The organism is Nonomuraea candida (assembly GCF_000725485.1).
Classification (GTDB): Bacteria; Actinomycetota; Actinomycetes; order Streptosporangiales; family Streptosporangiaceae; genus Nonomuraea; species Nonomuraea candida.
Map to the genome: position 1 here is coordinate 376427 of NZ_KL647031.1, position 17317 is coordinate 393743.

Annotated in this window: 12 protein-coding genes; 7 read left to right on the plus strand and 5 right to left on the minus strand. The window is 73.3% G+C overall.

Translation table 11 applies throughout. The annotated features are described in order from the left end of the window. The first annotated feature begins 7 nt into the window (after positions 1–7). The 5 genes from IO39_RS45650 to IO39_RS45670 all read left to right on the plus strand — a co-directional run bounded on the left by IO39_RS45650 (position 8) and on the right by IO39_RS45670 (position 6367). Positions 8–1102, plus strand: a complete 1095-nt coding sequence (locus IO39_RS45650; protein ID WP_043638839.1) for a polysaccharide deacetylase family protein — start codon at positions 8–10, stop codon at positions 1100–1102. A gap of 192 nt (positions 1103–1294) precedes the next feature. Then, entirely contained in the window at positions 1295–2779 is a 1485-nt protein-coding gene (gene rpsA, locus IO39_RS45655; protein ID WP_043638842.1) for a 30S ribosomal protein S1, read from the plus strand. Between the two features lie 218 nt (positions 2780–2997). Next, positions 2998–4137, plus strand: coding sequence for an epoxide hydrolase family protein (locus IO39_RS45660; RefSeq protein WP_043638844.1), 1140 nt, complete (start codon positions 2998–3000; stop codon positions 4135–4137). A 126-nt stretch (positions 4138–4263) separates the two neighbouring features. Then, a complete protein-coding gene (locus tag IO39_RS45665; protein WP_043638847.1) occupies positions 4264–5883 on the plus strand; it encodes an alpha/beta fold hydrolase in 1620 nt (539 codons plus the stop codon). A gap of 13 nt (positions 5884–5896) precedes the next feature. Continuing rightward, the gene (locus IO39_RS45670; RefSeq protein WP_043639784.1) at positions 5897–6367 is read left to right on the plus strand and encodes a GNAT family N-acetyltransferase; all 471 of its coding nucleotides are present in this window, start codon (positions 5897–5899) and stop codon (positions 6365–6367) included. Between the two features lie 28 nt (positions 6368–6395). Here IO39_RS45670 and IO39_RS45675 read toward each other — a convergent pair whose 3' ends face one another. Beyond that, positions 6396–7055 (minus strand): TetR/AcrR family transcriptional regulator, encoded by a 660-nt coding sequence (locus tag IO39_RS45675; protein WP_043638851.1) that lies wholly within the window; start codon positions 7053–7055, stop codon positions 6396–6398. 169 nt (positions 7056–7224) lie between these two features. Here IO39_RS45675 and coaE point away from each other — a divergent pair, with 169 nt between their 5' ends. Then, positions 7225–7827, plus strand: coding sequence for a dephospho-CoA kinase (coaE, locus tag IO39_RS45680; protein WP_043638854.1), 603 nt, complete (start codon positions 7225–7227; stop codon positions 7825–7827). 47 nt (positions 7828–7874) lie between these two features. Here the strand turns inward: coaE and IO39_RS45685 are convergent, their stop codons facing one another. After that, positions 7875–13481 carry a WD40 domain-containing protein gene (locus IO39_RS45685; protein WP_043638857.1) on the minus strand — a complete coding sequence of 1869 codons (5607 nt, stop codon included), beginning with the start codon at positions 13479–13481 and terminating at the stop codon, positions 7875–7877. A gap of 57 nt (positions 13482–13538) precedes the next feature. On the opposite strand from IO39_RS45685, the gene IO39_RS45690 reads away from it, so the two are divergent. Beyond that, positions 13539–14711: an ArsB/NhaD family transporter gene (locus IO39_RS45690; RefSeq protein ID WP_245642637.1), complete on the plus strand. Its 1173-nt coding sequence runs from the start codon at positions 13539–13541 to the stop codon at positions 14709–14711. A gap of 90 nt (positions 14712–14801) precedes the next feature. Here the strand turns inward: IO39_RS45690 and IO39_RS45695 are convergent, their stop codons facing one another. Genes IO39_RS45695 through IO39_RS45705 form a run of 3 tightly spaced genes read right to left on the minus strand, consistent with a single transcriptional unit; the run spans position 14802 to position 17262 of the window. After that, positions 14802–15602 carry an inositol monophosphatase family protein gene (locus tag IO39_RS45695; RefSeq protein ID WP_043638863.1) on the minus strand — a complete coding sequence of 267 codons (801 nt, stop codon included), beginning with the start codon at positions 15600–15602 and terminating at the stop codon, positions 14802–14804. A gap of 11 nt (positions 15603–15613) precedes the next feature. Next, entirely contained in the window at positions 15614–16231 is a 618-nt protein-coding gene (locus IO39_RS45700; RefSeq protein WP_043638864.1) for a hypothetical protein, read from the minus strand. Then, positions 16228–17262 (minus strand): hypothetical protein, encoded by a 1035-nt coding sequence (locus IO39_RS45705; RefSeq protein ID WP_043639787.1) that lies wholly within the window; start codon positions 17260–17262, stop codon positions 16228–16230. The genes IO39_RS45700 and IO39_RS45705 overlap by 4 nt, the downstream gene beginning before the upstream one ends. Between the last annotated feature and the right edge of the window lie 55 nt (positions 17263–17317).

Below are 17317 nucleotides of genomic sequence, written 5' to 3' on the forward strand. Positions count from 1 at the left end.
GAGTTTCGTGCGGATACCAGCGTTCCTTCCGCGGATCATCGGCATCGCGAACATCGTGGTGCTGACGGTCGCCCTCATCGGCCTGAGCCTCTTACCCGGCGACCCCCGGCCGCAGGCGCGGCAGGAGCCGGGCGCGGCCACCCCGCCCGCGTCCCCGCGGCCGTCCCTGGCCCCGGTCGGGCAGCCGCCCGGGGTGGTGGCCACGCCGGAGTTCGCCCGGCAGGTGCGGGCCAACGAGGCCGGGCGGGTGCCGGTCCTGATGTACCACCGCATCCTGCGCAAGCGGCGCGCCCCGCTCGACCGCACGCCCGGCCAGCTCAGGAAGGAGCTGGAGAAGCTGGCGGAGCGGGGCTACGTGCCGATCACGGCCAGGGAGTTCGTCACCGGCGACATCCACGTGCCGGCCGGGAAGTTCCCCGTCGTGCTGACCTTCGACGACGGCCACCCCAGCCACTTCGGGCTGGACGCGGCCGGAAACCCGCTGCCCGGCACCGCCGTGGCCGTGATCCAGGAGGTGGCCGCCCGGCATCCGGGCTTCCGGCCCGTGGCCACGTTCTGGGTCAACCGGGAGCCGTTCGGGCTGCGCGAGCGGGGCGCCCAGGAGGCGGCGGTGCGATGGCTGGTCGAACACGGATACGAAGTGGCCAACCACACCTGGGCCCATCCCAACCTGCGCCTGCTGAAGCGGAAGAAGGTCGCCGAGCAGATCGTCCGGGTCGAGCGGCTGCTCAAGAAGCTCGGCGCGCCGCCCTCCACGACCATGGCCCTGCCGTACGGGTCGCCGCCCCGTGACAGGAAGGCCGCGAGAGCCGGAGCGTGGGACGGCACGCGGTATGATTTCGCGGGCGTGTTCCTCGCCGGAGCCGAGCCGTCGCTTTCGCCCTACGCGAAAAAGTTCGACCGTGGGGCGATCCAGCGGATCCAGAGCAACGGCATGAAGGGCGAGTGCCGCAAGTGGTGCTCCCAGCACTGGCTGGACTGGCTGGACGAACACCCTGGCGAGCGCTACGTGAGCGACGGCGACCCACGGCGGATCTCCGTCCCACGGGAACGTCGCGGTAAGATCGTGGCAAAGCGGGGGCTCCAGGTCATCGCCTACTGACTCCGCCCCGGATTGACCCCGTGGCGATGGTCTCATATGCTGATCGCTGCGCTGTGGGCTCGCGCGCGCCTCGGACGGAGCGGGCTCGCGCTCGGTCACGTCGATGTCGTAATTCCTCGGCTTGATGCGGAAGAGGGCCTGCCGCGCGTCCGCCACATCGACATCCTGTCCGCGTTCGGAGCAATTCCACACATGACGTCCAGCACTGAGGCCACCTCGAGCACCCCGCAGGTAGCGGTCAACGACATCGGGTCCGAGGAAGCCTTCCTCGCGGCGATCGACGAGACCATCAAGTATTTCAACGACGGCGACATCGTCGAGGGCACCGTCGTCAAGGTCGATCGAGACGAGGTTCTTCTCGATATCGGCTACAAGACCGAGGGTGTCATCCCCTCGCGCGAGCTTTCGATCAAGCACGATGTCGATCCCGCTGACGTCGTGGAGGTCGGGGAGCACGTCGAAGCCCTGGTTCTCCAGAAGGAGGACAAAGAGGGCCGCCTGATCCTGTCCAAGAAGCGCGCTCAGTACGAGCGGGCCTGGGGCACGATCGAGAAGATCAAGGACGAGGACGGCATCGTCACCGGCACCGTCATCGAGGTCGTCAAGGGTGGTCTCATCCTCGACATCGGCCTCCGTGGCTTCCTTCCGGCGTCCCTGGTCGAGATGCGCCGTGTCCGCGACCTGCAGCCGTACGTCGGCCGCGAGCTCGAAGCCAAGATCATTGAGCTCGACAAGAACCGCAACAACGTGGTCCTGTCGCGCCGCGCCTGGCTTGAGCAGACGCAGTCGGAGGTTCGCCAGACCTTCCTCAACACCCTCCAGAAGGGCCAGGTCCGCAAGGGCGTCGTGTCCTCGATCGTCAACTTCGGTGCGTTCGTGGACCTCGGCGGCGTCGACGGTCTGGTCCACGTGTCCGAGCTGTCCTGGAAGCACATCGACCACCCGTCCGAGGTGGTCGAGGTGGGCCAGGAGGTCACGGTCGAGGTCCTCGACGTCGACATGGAGCGCGAGCGCGTCTCCCTGTCGCTCAAGGCCACTCAGGAAGACCCGTGGCAGCAGTTCGCCCGCACCCACCAGATCGGCCAGGTCGTGCCGGGCCGCGTCACCAAGCTGGTGCCGTTCGGCGCGTTCGTCCGGGTCGAGGAGGGCATCGAGGGCCTGGTCCACATCTCCGAGCTGGCCGAGCGCCACGTGGAGATCCCGGAGCAGGTCGTCCAGGTCGGCGACGAGATCTTCGTGAAGATCATCGACATCGACCTCGACCGTCGCCGCATCAGCCTCTCGCTGAAGCAGGCCAACGAGGGCGTCGGCGCCGAGGTCGAGTTCGACCCGACCCTCTACGGCATGGCGGCCACCTACGACGAGCAGGGCAACTACATCTACCCCGAGGGCTTCGACCCGGAGACCGGGGAGTGGCTCGAGGGCTTCGACAAGCAGCGTGAGGAGTGGGAGCGGCAGTACGCCGAGGCCCAGCAGCGCTTCGAGGCCCACAGGAAGCAGATCGAGGAGGCCCGCAAGGCCGAGGCGGAGGCCGGCGAGGCCGCTCCCTCGTCCTACGCGGGTGAGACGCCTGCCCCGCAGGGCAGCAGCTCCTCGTCGGCTCCGGCCAGTGGCGCGCTCGCCTCTGACGAGGCGCTCGCGGCTCTGCGCGAGAAGCTCGCGGGCGGCCAGAGCTGAGGTCCGTGAGGACTTCGGCCGCCTGAGGCGCCGTTAGGACGAAAGGCCCCGCACGGGAAGACCGTGCGGGGCCTTTCGCATGCCCGCTCCGAGGAGCGCGGGCTCCGGCTGCCGCCTGTCCCCGGGACGGGGCCACCCGGGGGTTCGGGTCTCCGGGGCCTTCGAGTCGGGGGGAATGCGGAACGAAGCTTGCCGCATTGGGTTCTACCGTCGTAGGCATGAACGAGATCGAACCCTTTCGCATCGACATCCCCCAGGCCGACCTCGACGACCTCCGGGAGCGGCTGAGGCGCACCCGGTGGGCCGCGCAGCTCCCCGGCCCCGGCGCCTGGAGCAGGGGCGTGCCCGTGGCGTACCTGCGCGAGCTGGCCGCGTACTGGGCCGACGGGTTCGACTGGCGGGCGCAGGAGGCCAGGCTGAACGCCTTCCCGCAGTTCACCACCACCATCGACGGGCAGCAGGTGCACTTCCTGCACGCGCGCTCACCCGAGCCGGACGCCCTGCCCCTGATCATCACGCACAGCTGGCCCAGCTCCGTCGCCGAGTTCCTCGACGTCATCGGCCCGCTCACCGACCCGCGCCGGCACGGGCTCGACCCCGGCGTCGCCTTCCACGTCGTGGCCCCGTCGCTGCCCGGCTTCGCCTTCTCGCCGTTCCCCGAGCCCGCCGACGCGCGGCCGTGGAGCGTCGACCGGGTGGCGCGCACGTGGGCCGAGCTGATGAGCCGGCTCGGGTACCGGCGCTACGGCGCGCACGGCAACGACGCCGGAGCCCTGGTCACGCCCCGCCTGGCCGCGCTGGACAGCGAGCACGTGACCGGCTCGCTCATCACCTCCGGCCTCGGCCTCCCCAAGGGCGAGCCGGGCGAGCTCGACGGGCTCGGCGAGAAGGAGCTCGCCGAGCTGGGCGAGCTGAGCGCGTGGATGGGGCCGGGCAGCGGGTACGGGCCGTACCTGGCCGCCAGGCCGCAGACGCTCGCGTACGGGTTCGCCGACTCCCCGGTGGCGCAGCTCGCCTACCTGGTGGAGCGGTTCAAGGAGTTCGACGGGTGGGGGTCGGAGGCCGAGCCCGTCGACCGGGACCGGGTGCTCGCCAACGCCACCCTGTACTGGGTGACGGGGACCGGCGGCTCCTCGTCCTGGACGTACTACGAAGGGGCGGCCGGGCTGCCCGTCGACCAGAAGCCGGTCCCCACGGGGGTCACGCACGGCGGGCCGGCCGTGCTGCGGCGGATCGCCGAGCGCGGCAACGACATCGTGTACTGGGGGCAGGCGCACAGCCCCAGCCACATGGTGGCGATGGCGGCGCCCGGCCCGCTGGTGGAGGGCATTCGGCAGTTTTTCCGGATGATTCGCTGAGGCGGCCGAGATTTTACCCAAGGGTCTTTGCCAAAGGCTCTGACCTGCGTGGTTGCCCGTTGAGAGACTGGGCGGCGCCGATGGTCGCGAACTCTCGGGAGCAACGCAGTGGGCATGGTTCAGCGGATGATCCGGGCGACGGCCGTCCTGGCGGCCGCCGTCGCCGCCACCGCCGTCCCGGCGGTCCCGGCGCTCCCGGAGGCCAGGAGACTGCCGCCGGCCCCCGGGCCCGCGGCGGCCGCCCGGCCCGAGGGGGTGGCCCGGCCCGAGGGGGTGGCCCGGCCCGAGGGGGTGGTGTGGTGGGAGTGCGGGGACGGGCTGCGGTGCGGGAAGCTCTCCGTGCCCGTCGACTGGGCCAGGCCGCGCGGTCCCCGTACCACGGTCGACGTGGCCAGGATGGCGGCGCCGGACCCCGCCCGCAGCCTCGGGACGCTGGTGGTGAACACCGGCGCCGGCTCCACCGTCCAGGGCGTGCGCGAGCGGCCGGACACCGTCAGCGAGCTGGCCAGGTGGTTCGACGTGGTGTTCATGGAGCCGCGCGGGATCGGCGACCGGGGGAGCGCGGCGATGGTGCGCTGCTCCGTGCCCCAGCCCGATCCCCGGCGGCTCCAGGTTGCCCCTGGACAGGCCTCATGGCGCTCCTACGCGCGTGACAACGCCGCCTATGACCGCAGTTGCCGTATCGCCTCCGGGCCCGCCTACGAGGGCCTCACGTCCTGGCAGGTGGCACACGACCTCGACGCCCTGCGCGCGGCGCTCGGCGAGCCCCGGCTGCGGTACTTCGGCAACTCCTACGGGGCGGTGTACGGGCAGGCGTACCTGGAGCTGTTCCCGCGCCGCGTCGAGCGGATGTATCTGGAGGGCGTGCCCGACCACACCCAGGCGGGGCTGGGACGCCGGCTGATCGCCCACGCCCGGGCGGCAGAGCGGCAGCTCGCCGCCTTCCGCGACTGGTGCGCGAGCCGCATCGACTGCCCCCTCGACGACGACGCCGTCTCGGTGCTCGACGACCTCCTGGACGGCCGCGCCCCGGACGGGCGGGCGCTCGGCGGCCGGCTCCCGGACCGGCGGGTTTCCGATGGGCGGGTCCCGGACGAGCGGCGGATCGTGGCGGCCGTGCTGGCCGGGCTCGCCCCGCAGCGCTGGCCCGAGCTGGCGCACGCCCTGTCGGCGGCCGAGGAGGGCGACACGCGCGCGCTGGCGGCCCTGGCGGCCGAGAGCGAGCCCGTGGCGCCCGCGATGGTGACGCGCTCGTCGTGGTGTCACGACTTCATGCCCGCCGTGCCGGGCTACCGGCGCTTCCTGGCGATGGAGGCGCGCCTGCGCGAGCTGGCCCCCCGGGTGGGCTGGCTGACCGGCCGGTACGAGATCGGCCGCTGCCTGGGCCTGACCGCCGGCCCCAGCTGGCTCCCGGGCCGGGCCCGCCCCGCCGCCGCGGGCGGGGACCGAGGCCCGGCGGCGCGTACGGAGCGGGGATCGGGCGGAGGGCCCTCCGTGATGGTGGGCATCGGGCGGCTGGACATCGACAGCCCGCCCTCGGGAGCCGCCCGGGTGGCCGCCCGCGTCCCCGGGGCCGTGGTGTTGTGGCACGGCGACGGCCACGGCGCGTACCTGCTGCAGGGCGCCCGCAAGCTCCGCGCCACCTGCCTGCGCACCCGCGTGCACGACTTCCTGGTCAACGGCACGCCCCCGCCCCGCACCTCCTGCCCGGCGGAGCTGACGGCGGATCCGGGCTCCTCGGGATAGAGTGCTGCGGGTGGTGATCGAACGGGCGGTGCCGCAGGACGCGGGCGAGATCCTCACCCTCCAGCGGGCCGCGTACATCAGCGAGGCCCAGCTCTACGGCGACCCCTACATCCCGCCGCTGGTGGAGTCGCTGGAGCAGATGCGCAAGGCCGTCGAGGGCGCGCTGGTGCTCAAGGCGCTCGACGGCGGCCGCATCGTCGGCGCGGTGCGCGGGCAGCTGTCCGGCACCACCTGCCTGGTCGGCCGCCTGGTCGTCGCGCCCGACCGCCAGGGCCAGGGCGTGGGCTCGGCCCTGCTGCGCGCCCTGCACGAGCGGATGCCGGAGGCGACGGCGTTCGACCTGTTCACCGGGCACCTGTCGGAGGGCAACCTGCGCCTCTACCGCCGGCTGGGCTACCGGGAGACGAGCCGGGAGCGGATGGACGACCACCTGACCATGGTCCACCTGCGCAGGACGCCCGACCCGTCCCCGCCGCAGGGGTGATCGCGCCGCCCGCCCGGGCCAGCCGGCGTCAGCTCCGGCGGGCTTCCAGCGCGTCCAGGATCAGGTCCAGGCCGTAGCCGAACTCGCTCGTGTGGTCGTAGCCCGGCCGCAGGGCGTGCTCGGCGATCATCTCCGCCAGATGGGGCAGCTCGTCCGCCGGCAGGCTCTCCAGGATGCCGCCGGCCACCTCCTCGACGTCGCCCGGCGTCGCGATCGGCAGGTTCGCCTCCTGCATGACGTAGCCGTAGACGTAGCTGTCGATGAGCGAGACGGCGTGCGCGGCCATCGCCAGGGTGAACCCCGCCCGCCTGAGCACGCCGAGGACGGCGTCGTGGTGGCGCAGCGTGGCCGGTCCGGGGGTGCGGCGGGAGTCCATGAGGCCGAGGGCCCAGGTGTGCCGGGCCAGCACCGTACGCGCCGAGCGGGCGCGCGCCCGGATCGCCTCGCGCCAGTCGGCGCACCCGGCGGGCGGCAGCTCGATCGCGGCGAACACCGTGTCGACCACGCCGTCGAGGATGGCGTCCTTGTTCGGCACGTGGTGGTAGAGCGACATCGCCTCGACGCCCAGCTCCCGGGCCACGCGCCGCATGGTGATCGCCTCGGCGCCGCCGCGGTCCGCGACCCGGATCGCGGCTTCCAGCACCAGGGCTCTGCTGAGCGGCTGCCGAGAGGGCTGCGGTGGGGACACGACGGCTCCTGGGACGACGGGTTGACAAGCTTACAGCCGTAAGACAGCCTTACGAACGTAAGCCATCTTACGGGTGTACGTCGCGGGCGGCCCCGGCCGCGGGCTGGCGGGCCGGATCCCGGACCGGCCGTCCGCCCCGCCGTGCCCCGCCGGTCGATAGGCTTTTCCGGTGCTGAAGATCGGACTCACCGGCGGGATCGGCTCTGGCAAGAGCGAGGTGGCCAGGCGGCTGTCGGACAAGGGCGCGATGGTGATCGACGCCGACAAGATCGCGCGCGAGGTGGTGGAGCCCGGCACGCCCGGCCTGGCCCGGGTGGTGGCCACGTTCGGCGAGGAGGTGCTGCGCCCCGACGGCTCGCTCGACCGGGAGAAGCTGGGCTCGGTCGTGTTCGCCGACTCCGAGAAGCTGGCGGCGCTCAACGGGATCGTGCACCCGCTCGTGGGCGAGCGGGTGGCGCAGCTCCAGCGGGAGGCCGCCGACGACACGATCATGGTGTACGACGTGCCGCTGCTGGTGGAGAACAACCTGGCCCCCATGTACGACGTGGTCATCGTCGTCGACACCCCCGACGACCTGCGCATCCGGCGGCTGGCCGAGCACCGCGGCATGCCGGAGGCCGACGCCAGGGCCCGCATCGCGGCCCAGGCGAGCCGGGAGGAGCGGCTGGCCGCGGCCGACATCGTGATCCCCAACGACGGCTCCCTGTCCGAGCTGGACACACGGGTGGAAGAGGTCTGGCACGACCTCCTGCGCCGCGCCGCCCGCGGCTGAGACGACGCCGAAAGGGCGCTCCAGGCGGCGCCCGCCCGGCGAGGCCGTCAGAAGGGCGAGTCGAGCGGGACCTGGCGGACGCCCGGCAGGTGCGGGTCCAGCTCGCCCAGCTCGAACCGCGTCATCCCGACCACGTGCCAGAACTGCCCGCCCGTGTCGCCCTGCACCTTGTAGCGCCCGTCGGGGGCCAGCGCCGCCCACCCCTCCGGCAGCCCGAGCAGCGTGGCCCGCCGCTCGCCACCCTCCCAGAGGATCACCACGCCGTCGTCGCCCGCGCTGGCCAGCAGGTCGGCGGCCGGGCTGAAGGCCACCGACCAGACCCTGCGCGCGTGCCCGGCCAGGGTGTGCAGCAGGCGGCCGGTGGCGGCCTCCCACACGCGGACCAGCAGGTCGTCGCCGCCCGTGGCCAGCCGGGCGCCCGTGGCGTCGTACGCCACGCTCCACAGCCGCCCCTCGTGCCGGTCGAGCGTGTGCACCAGGCGGGGCTGCCAGGGCTGGCCGGGCCGCAGCTCCCAGATCATGGCCCGGCCGTCGTTTCCGGCGCTGGCCAGGTGGCGGCCGTCGGGGGAGAAGGCCACGGAGTAGACCCGGTCGGTGTGCCCCTCCAGGGTGGCCACCCGGCCGCCGGACTCCACGTGCCAGAGCCGTACCAGCTTGTCGTCGCACCCGGTGGCGACGTAGGTGCCGTCGGGGCTGAACGCGATCGAGCGCACCCGCCCGCGGTGGTCCACCAGGTTGCCCGCCAGCCGCCCGGTCGGGCGGTACCAGATGCGCACGCTGTCGTCGTCGTTGGCGGTGGCCAGCATGTCGCCGTCGGGGCTGAACGCCTCGGCCCACACGTGGTCGGTCTCGGCGTGCAGCTCGCGCTCGTAGTCGCCGGTGGCGGCGTTCCACAGGTGCACGCCGCCGTCGTTGCTGGAGGTGGCCAGCACGGGCCCGGCGGGGGAGAAGGAGGCCGAGATCAGCCGGTCTGAGGTGCCGGTGAACTCGCGCAGCCGCCGCCCGGTGCGTGGCTCCCACACCCGGACGATGCCGTCGTTGCCGCTGGTGGCCAGCATCGTGCCGTCGGCGCTGAACCGGGCCGAGGAGATGCGCCGCCCGTGGCCGCGCAGCAGCCGCTGGCACTGGCCCGTCTCCGGGTCCCACAGCCGCACGGTGCCGTCGTTGCTGCTGGTGGCGAGCTGCCGCCCGTCGGGGCTGAACGCGAACGGCCACACCGAGCTGCGGTGCCCGGTCAGCTCGACCCGCTGGCCGCCGGCGAGCCGTTGCAGCCGCACCACGCCGCCGGAGTCGCCGCTGGCCACGATCTGCCCGTCGGGGCTGAAGGTGACCTGGTAGACGGTGGCCGCGTGGGTGGTGTGCACGCCGCGGGCCGTGCCGGAGGTGTCCCACAGGCGCACGCTGCCCACCGTGTCGCCGGTGGCCAGCAGCGTGCCGTCGGGGGAGAACGTCACGCAGTAGACGCTGCCCTGGTGCCCGGTCAGCTCGCGGGTGAGCGTCCAGGTGGCGGTGTCCCACAGCCGTACGGAGCCGGCCTCGTCGCCGGTGGCCAGCAGCCGGCCGCCGGGGCTGTGCACGGTGCGGTAGACGCTGCCGCGGTGCTCCCCGAGCGTCTCCTTGACCTGCCCCGAGCCGAGGTCCCACACCCGCACCACGCCCGCCGCGTCGCCGGTCACCAGCGCCGGGCCGCCGAACGAGGCCGTGTAGACCGGGGCCTCGTGCCCGGCCAGCTCGTGCACGAGCCGCCCGGTGGCCGTCTCCCAGACGCGGACGACGCCGTCGCCGCCGCCCGCGGCCACCAGGTCGGCCGAGGGGCTCAGGCGCACCGGCCACACGCCGTCGGGGTGGCCGGTCAGCCGGTGCAGCGGCTCGCCGGTGACGGCGTTCCACACCACGACCATGCCGTCGGCCGCGCCGGTGACCAGCAGGTCGCCGCCGAACGTGACCGCGTACACGCGGCCCCGGTGCCCCTGCAGCGTGCGCACCGGCGCGCCGGCCACGCACAGCAGCACGCCGCCGTCCTCGTTGCCGATCGCGATCGTCGCGCCGTCGGGGCTGTAGGCGATCGGCTCGGGCAGGCGGCTGGTGCGGAAGTGGTAGCCGTACGGGACGCCGATGCCGGCCGGCGCGAACTCCACCTCGACCGGCTGGCCCGGCACCACGGCCGCGCCGGGCAGGTGCGGCAGCGTGCCGGTCACGTTGATCAGCGAGGCCCGGTGCCAGCGGGCGCCGTCGAGCGCCGCGTCGCTCAGGTCCGCCCGCGCCAGCCGCGCCCCCGACAGGTCGGCGTCGCGCAGGTCGGCCCCGGTGAGCAGGGCGCCGTCGAGCCGCGCGCCCACCAGCCTGGCCCCGCGCAGGACGGCCCTGGACAGGTTGGCGCCGGCCAGCGTCGCCTCCGACAGGTCGGCCCCGGTGAGATCGACCTCGCGCAGGTCTCGCGACGACAGGTCCTCGCCCTTCAGGTTGGCCCCGCGCAGGTCGGCGCGGGCCGGCGTGCGCAGCCTGGCCGAGATCTTGACGGCGTTGGTCCTGGACACGTCGTCGGGCGGCGGGTCGGCCGCCCACGCCCGCAGCGCCCGCACGTCGGCCAGGTCGCACAGGAACTCCACGGTCAGCGCCGACAGCGGCCGGCGCGACAGCAGCGCCGGGTGGTCCAGCGTCGTGGCGATGTGCCGGGCCACCAGCCACTCCATCACCGAGGCGTGGATGAAGCCGAACATGCCCTCCTCGGTGCGCACCAGCAGGCTGCCCGAGCCCATGCGGAAGGCGGCGTGCGCGGCCGTGAGCTGGCCGTCGGCCAGGTCGGTGAGCGTCTCGGCGATCTCGGTCAGCTCGTCGACGCCCATCAGCGACTCGCCGGACTCCCACAGCCGCACCGCCAGCGCCGTCACCGCCCGCCACAGCTCCTGCACGGTCAGGGCCGCGGGGGAGCCGGGGATCCTGGCCCGCCGCTCCTCGAAGGCCAGCCAGGAGCTGAGGATCTCTTCGTACAGCAGGGCCGGGCTGATCGTGTGGCGGGCCTCGGCCACCGTGCGCAGCCGGTCGGCGTCGAGGTCGGCGATGAAGCTGAGCATGCGCGGGTTCTGCGCCAGCGCGAGCAGGTCCTCGATCTCGCCCATCAGCGACATGCGCGCCCGGGCCTCCTCGCCGCCGGCGAACCGGTTGGCCAGGTAGGAGCGGATCTGGTCGGGCGTGAAGTCCTCGACCCCGAGCACCCGCCGCTGCGGCAGCACCCCGACCATCTCGCCGAGCGAGGTCAGCACCTGGCTGTGCGACTTGAAGTGCTGGGTGCGGCTGGCCACCACGATCTTGGCTTTGTCCTCGGCCGCGGCCAGCAGCGTGGCCAGGTGGTCGGCCGCCCGGTCGTAGGTCAGCCGGGTCACCAGCTCGTCGAACCCGTCGAACAGCAGCACGATCCGCCCCTGCCGCAGCAGGTAGCGGAAGGCCTTCAGGTCGATGAACTCCTCGCCGTGGGCGGCCAGGTGCGCGGCCACCAGCGTGTCCACCGAGTGCGCCTTGTCCAGGGCGCGTAGCTCGATGAGGATCGGCGTCAGGTGCGGCAGCTCCTCGGGGATGCGCCGGGCCAGCTCGCGCAGGGCGAAGGTCTTGCCGTGGCCGAAGTCGCCGAGCAGCAGCACGAAGCGGCCGTGGTCGGCGGAGAGCAGCCGCATCAGCTCGTCGGTCAGGCCCTGCTCGACCTGGCTGCCGGGGCGGTCCAGCTCGCGGTAGCGCTGCGGCACGTAGAGGGCGGGCGGGTAGCGCCGGTCGCCGGTCAGCCTGGCGGTCTGCTCGGTGACGTAGCCGCTCAGGTCGAGCAGGCCCTGGAACTCGACGAACGTGCGCAGCCGCACGCCCTTGCGCATCAGGTCGTCGCGCAGCGCGCGCGGCGCGGGCGGGCCCTGGTAGACCAGCTCGGCGGCCAGGCCCGAGGCGTGCGCCCGGCGGGCGAACTCCGCCGCCGCCTCCTCGCCCACCTCGCCCACGTGCGCGCCGATCATCGTCTGCCGGACGAAGCCGTCCTCCGGATGGGTGACCACCAGGTGGGTGTCGAACCTGCGGATCCGGGCGCGCTCGTGCCTGGCCTCGCACACCTCGGTGATGCGGTCGAGCAGCAGCTCCAGCGGGCTCGGCGCGCGCTCTTCCGGCTTGGGCGCGGGCGGCGCGGCGGGCCGGAGCTCGCCGGTGAACGGCGCCCGCGCGGCCCGCCAGCGGGCGCGGACCGGCTCGGGGCGGCCCCCACGGGACGGCCCGCGGGACGACCCGCCGGACGAGTCGTCGGGCAGCCAGGTGCGCAGCCCGTCGGGGCCGATCTCCACCACGTGGTGCCGCCCGGAGCGCGGCGCGCCGACGCGGCCCTCCGCCGCCGGGCCCGAGCCGCCGTGGAAGAGCAGGTTGATCCGGTGGCCGAGCAGGCGTTCGTAGGTCGCCGCGTCGCGCAGCTCCTGGGGCGGATGCCCCATCGCGCCCAGGCGCAGCCACTCGCTCTCCTCGTACGGCCGCAGCCGCTCGGCGAACCACGCCGCCTGCGCCTCCCCGAGCAGCGCGTACGCGTCGCGCTCCAGATGGCTCATGGCCATCGTCGAGTTGAGCCCCGCCACGACCACCTTCAGGTCGGGCACCTCGAACAGCGTCCACGGCTGCCCGGCGTCGAACACCCGGTCGTCCAGCCCCTGGTAGACCTCGCCGAACACCTTGGCGAAGTGGCGCCACTTGGGCCAGTAGGGCGGCTGCGGGCTCACGTCGTCGGCCTCGCAGGTCATGAAGTAGGCGCTGGCGGCGGCCTTGGTGACGTCGCGCGGGCCGGGCAGCAGCACCACGCGGTGCGGTTCGAGGCCGAGCTGGAGCCTCAGATCGGTGACGAACCGGGTCGCCTGCCCGAACTGCCCCAGGCTGCCCGACTCGGTCAGGTCGCCGCTGATGACCATCAGGCCGGGGCGGGGCATGCCCCGGTCGTACATGCCGGTCAGGTCGGCCCAGATGCGCGCCTGCATGTCCTCCGGCGTGAACGGCTCGCCGGGGTCGGGCAGCGCCCTGCCGAATCTGGGGCCGCCGATGTGCAGCACGCTGATCGACTCGCGCCCGCCGCTCTGGCCGGCCGCGGGCGGGAACTTGGGCGCCGCGATCGGGGTGCGCCTGGCCCTGGCCCCCTCGTCGGGCGGCGGCAGCGTCGGCGTGAGCGGCGGCGCGGCGGAGCCGTCGGGGAAGGCCGGCGGGGCCTCGGGCTTGGCCCGGCCCGCCAGGGCCTCTCTGACCCGGCCCAGCAGCAGCGCCCTGGCCTGCCCGGGATCGGTGACGCCGAGCAGGTCGACCCAGGTGATCGTGGACAGCAGGCCCTCCAGCGGGACGTCCTCCAGCCGGATCGTGACGAGCTTGTTGGAGGGGTTGTCGGGGTCGGCCCGCAGCGCGGCCTGCCACTCCATCCGGCCGTAGCGCGAGCCCAGGTAGTTGCGCGACAGCACGGCCACGACGAGCTGCGCCTGGCTGACCCCGCGGTCCATGAAGTCGATGAAGTTGGTGCCGGGCACGAAGTCCCACGCCTGGATCATGGTCTTGTAGCCCGCCGCCTCCAGCTCCCAGGCGATCCAGGTCGCCCACGCCGTGTCGGCCGGGGAGTAGCTGACGAAGATGTCGGTCGGCCTGCCGTCGCGTGCCATTCGTTCAGTATCCCCTGTGGGATCGGCGTTCGGCAGTCCATGTGCGATCATCGTCGGGTGTGGCGGCGTCTTGGCGTGCTCGACATGATCAGGGTCGGGCTGCTCGTTGCGGGTCTGGCCTTCGTGGCCACCGGGCTGCTGCCCTGGGAGGACGCGCTGCGCAGCCTCGACGAGGTGGGCCCGCTGCTGATCTTCCTGGTGGCGATCATCGTGCTCGCCGAGCTCACCAAGGAGGCTCAGGTCTTCGACGCGATCGCGACGAGGATGGCCGTGCTCGGCCGTGGTAATTACGCCGCCCTGTTCTTTCTTTGCACCATTTTTGCGTCATTTGTCACGATATTTCTGAACTTGGACACGACGGCCGTCCTGCTCACCCCCGTCATGCTCGCCCTCGCCCCCAAGGCCCGCATCGCCGCCCTGCCCCTGGCCATGACCACGATCTGGCTGGCCAACACGGCCAGCCTGCTGCTGCCGGTCTCCAACCTGACCAACCTGCTGGGCATCAACAAGATCGGCCTCGACGCCCAGGAGTTCGCCGCCCGCATGTGGGCGCCGCAGCTCGCCTCGATCGCGGTGACGATGGCCTTCCTGTGGGTGTTCTTCTGGCGGCGCGGCGAGCGGCGCGACCTGCGCTACACCCCGCCGGTGCTGGAGCCGGTCGCCGACCGCGCGCTGTTCTCGGCCGCCTCGGCCGGCTGCCTGCTGTTCATCGTGCTGCTGCTGGTCAAGGCGCACGTCGCCGTCGCGGCCACGGCGGCGGCGGCCATCGTCGTGACGGCCTTCGTGCTGCGCGCCCGCGAGCGGCTGAGGTGGAGCCTCATCCCGTGGCAGCTCATCATCTTCGTGACCGGCCTGTTCCTGGTCGTGCCCACGCTCAGCGCGCACGGGCTGAACACCGTGATGACCTGGCTGATCGGCGCCGAGGGCGACCCCTACCGCACCGCCGCCGTCGGCGCGGGGCTGGCCAACGCCATCAACAACCTGCCCGCCTACTGGGCCGTCGAGGCCGTCATCCCGCCCGCCGACCAGGACCGCCTGCTGGCCCTGCTGGTCGGCACCAACGTCGGCCCGGTGATCACCCCGTGGGCGTCGCTGGCCACGCTGCTGTGGTTCGAGTCGTGCCGCCGCCACGACGTCAAGGTGCCGATGCGCCGCTTCCTGCTCACCGGCGCCGGCCTGGCCGTCATCGGGGTGGCCGCGACGGTGTGGGCGCTGGTGCAGTTCGGCTGAGCGCCCGGCCTCCTCACCGGACGAACGCCGGCAGCCCCGGATTCACCGGATTCGCCCGACGAACGCCGGCAGCCCCGGGGTTCAACGGGTTCACCGGATGAACGCCAGCAGTCCCGGGATGGCCCTCGGGTGCGCCGCCACGAAGCTGCGCTGCTCGTCGGGGCCGACGACGCACTCCTCGTACGGACCGCCGTCCAGCGCCCGGATCTCGATGCCGGCCTCCTGCGCCAGCAGCGCCCCGGCCGGCAGGTCCACCACCCCGGCCCGGTAGCCCACGATGCCGTCGATGTCGCCGCGCGCCAGCATCGCCCAGGCCAGCAGCGGGGCCCAGAGCTGCAGCACCCGACGGGCGTTGAGGTCGAGCGCCGTCTTCAGCCGCCGTACGGTCACGTCGTCCCTGGCCAGGCCGTACCCCTGGGTCCAGGCCAGCAGCGGGCCGTGCGGGCTCGGCGCGTACGGGGGCGCCAGGCGCAGCCCCGACGACGCGACCGCGCCTCGGCCGCGCACCGCCGACCACGTCTGCCCCGAGACCGGGTCGTGCACCACGCCCAGCAGCGGCCGCCCGCCCCGGCACAGCGCCACGCCCACCACGTACGCCGGCAGCCCGATCGCCACGTTGTTGGTGCCGTCGAGCGGGTCGACCAGCCACGTCCACTCGCCGCCCGCCGCCCCGGCCAGCCCCGACTCCTCGGCGATCACCGCGTGCGACGGGAACGCGGTCAGGATGCGCTCCAGCAGCAGCTTCTCCGAGGCCAGGTCGAGATCGGTCACCACGTCGCCCGCCCCGCCCTTGCCGCGCACGCCCAGCGCGCCCCGCGCGCCCTCCCGCAGCAGCGCGCCCGCTGCCTCCGCGGCTTCGACGGCGACCGTGCGCGCGTGCTCCAGGTCCATCGGATGCCCTCTCAGGTCAGGTGCGCGGTGATCAGTCGGATGGCCAGGGCCGTCTCGCCGGCGTCGAGCGGCTGACGGGACACGTGATGGGGGCCGCCGTCGAGCGGCCCGAGTGACAGGTCGCGACTGCCGGGCCTGCCGCGGCCCAGCGCGATCGTGGCGGCGTCACCGCCCTCCGGCACGACGCTGCTGTGGAAGCGCCCGGCGGCCAGCGTGTAGGTGTCGCCGGGGCCGAAGACCTCCACCAGGCCCGTGGCGTGCCGCACGGTGCGGCGGGTCGGCGAGATCTCGTCACCGCCGGCCCCGCTGACCACCTCGAACACCCGGTGGGTGGCGTCCGCGGCGGCGTCGGACACCAGCGCGTGCACGTTGCGCACCTGGCCGTAGAGCACGTGGCTGACCAGGTCCCAGCTGTGGCAGTGGATCTGGGAGGTGGTGCTCTCGGCGTGCGCGAGCGAGTCGGACCACAGGTGCAGGCATACCCCCTCGCCGCCGTCGCGCTCCAGCGGCAGGCAGACGAACCCGAGCGGATGGCGCACCGCGCGCAGCCCCGGACGCGCCAGCTCCGCCAGGGCCCACGCCCTGGCCCCGCCCCCGCGCACCAGCTCCCGCACGCCGCGGTAGCTCATGGCTGGTACGGGTTGACCGCGCGCAGCGCCTTGCGGGCGATGTCGACCACGTCACGGCCGTTGTAGGTCCTGGGCAGGGGCACCCCGATGCGCTCGAACAGCTCCTGCACCTCCTCGATGGTGGGCTCGTCGCTGAGCGGCACCTTCTTGTACATCTCCAGCGGCACCCGCCGCGCCTGCTCGAAGCTGAGCCGCAGCTCGGTGTCGCAGTTCTCGTAGTAGAACGTGTCGGCCAGCGCGGTCATCGCCATGTTCGGGTCTTCCACCGTCATGATCAGCCGGGTCGAGGACAGGTCCCAGCGGAACGTGGTCATCGTCGAGGACAGGCCCACCTCGATGTCGAGCAGGCCGTAGCGCTGGCGGTGCCAGAAGGCGGCCAGGATGGTCGCGTACGACTCCTTCCTGGCCCGGTCGGGCGTCCACGTCTCGCCGGTGCCGTCGGGGGCGTCGGACAGCGAGCGGCGGTAGTGGGCGTAGGTCTCGCACACCTCGGCGTTGGCCGGGTCGATGATCTCGACCCGGACCGTGAGGTGGCGCTTGTCCCTGCGGGCCGCCGCCACGCACTCGGGCAGCGTGACCGCGCGCAGGTAGGTGCCGGTGCCGCCCTTGAAGCTCCACCGGGTCGTGTCCCTGCGCGCCTCGGCGTGGGACTGCGCGATCTCCTGCATGCTCCCCAGCACCCTGACGAGCTGCAGCGCGTCGAGCGCCCGGCGGGTGCTGTGGGCCAGCGTCTCGATCTCCTCCAGCCGGGCCAGCCGCACGGGCAGCTCGGCCAGCGCCCCCGAGGTGATCGTCTTCTCCACCGGAGCCTGGCGGGCGCGGTCGCGCAGCAGGGCGGTGGCCACCAGCGCGAGGATCACCAGGGTCGCGGCGGTCACGAGCTGGCGCTGGATGTCGTCGCCCTCGCCCTCGGGGCCGAAGATCTCGTCGGGCAGGATGCCGAGCACGCCGACCACGACCGCCAGAGTGAGCGCGATGGCGCCGTCCGCGTTGCGCGCCGCCCACGGGGCGGTCCTCTTCAACGCCGCCATGAACCGTGCCATCGCTCGCCCCGCCGTCCGACGATCAAGTCAGTTCCCGCAGTCA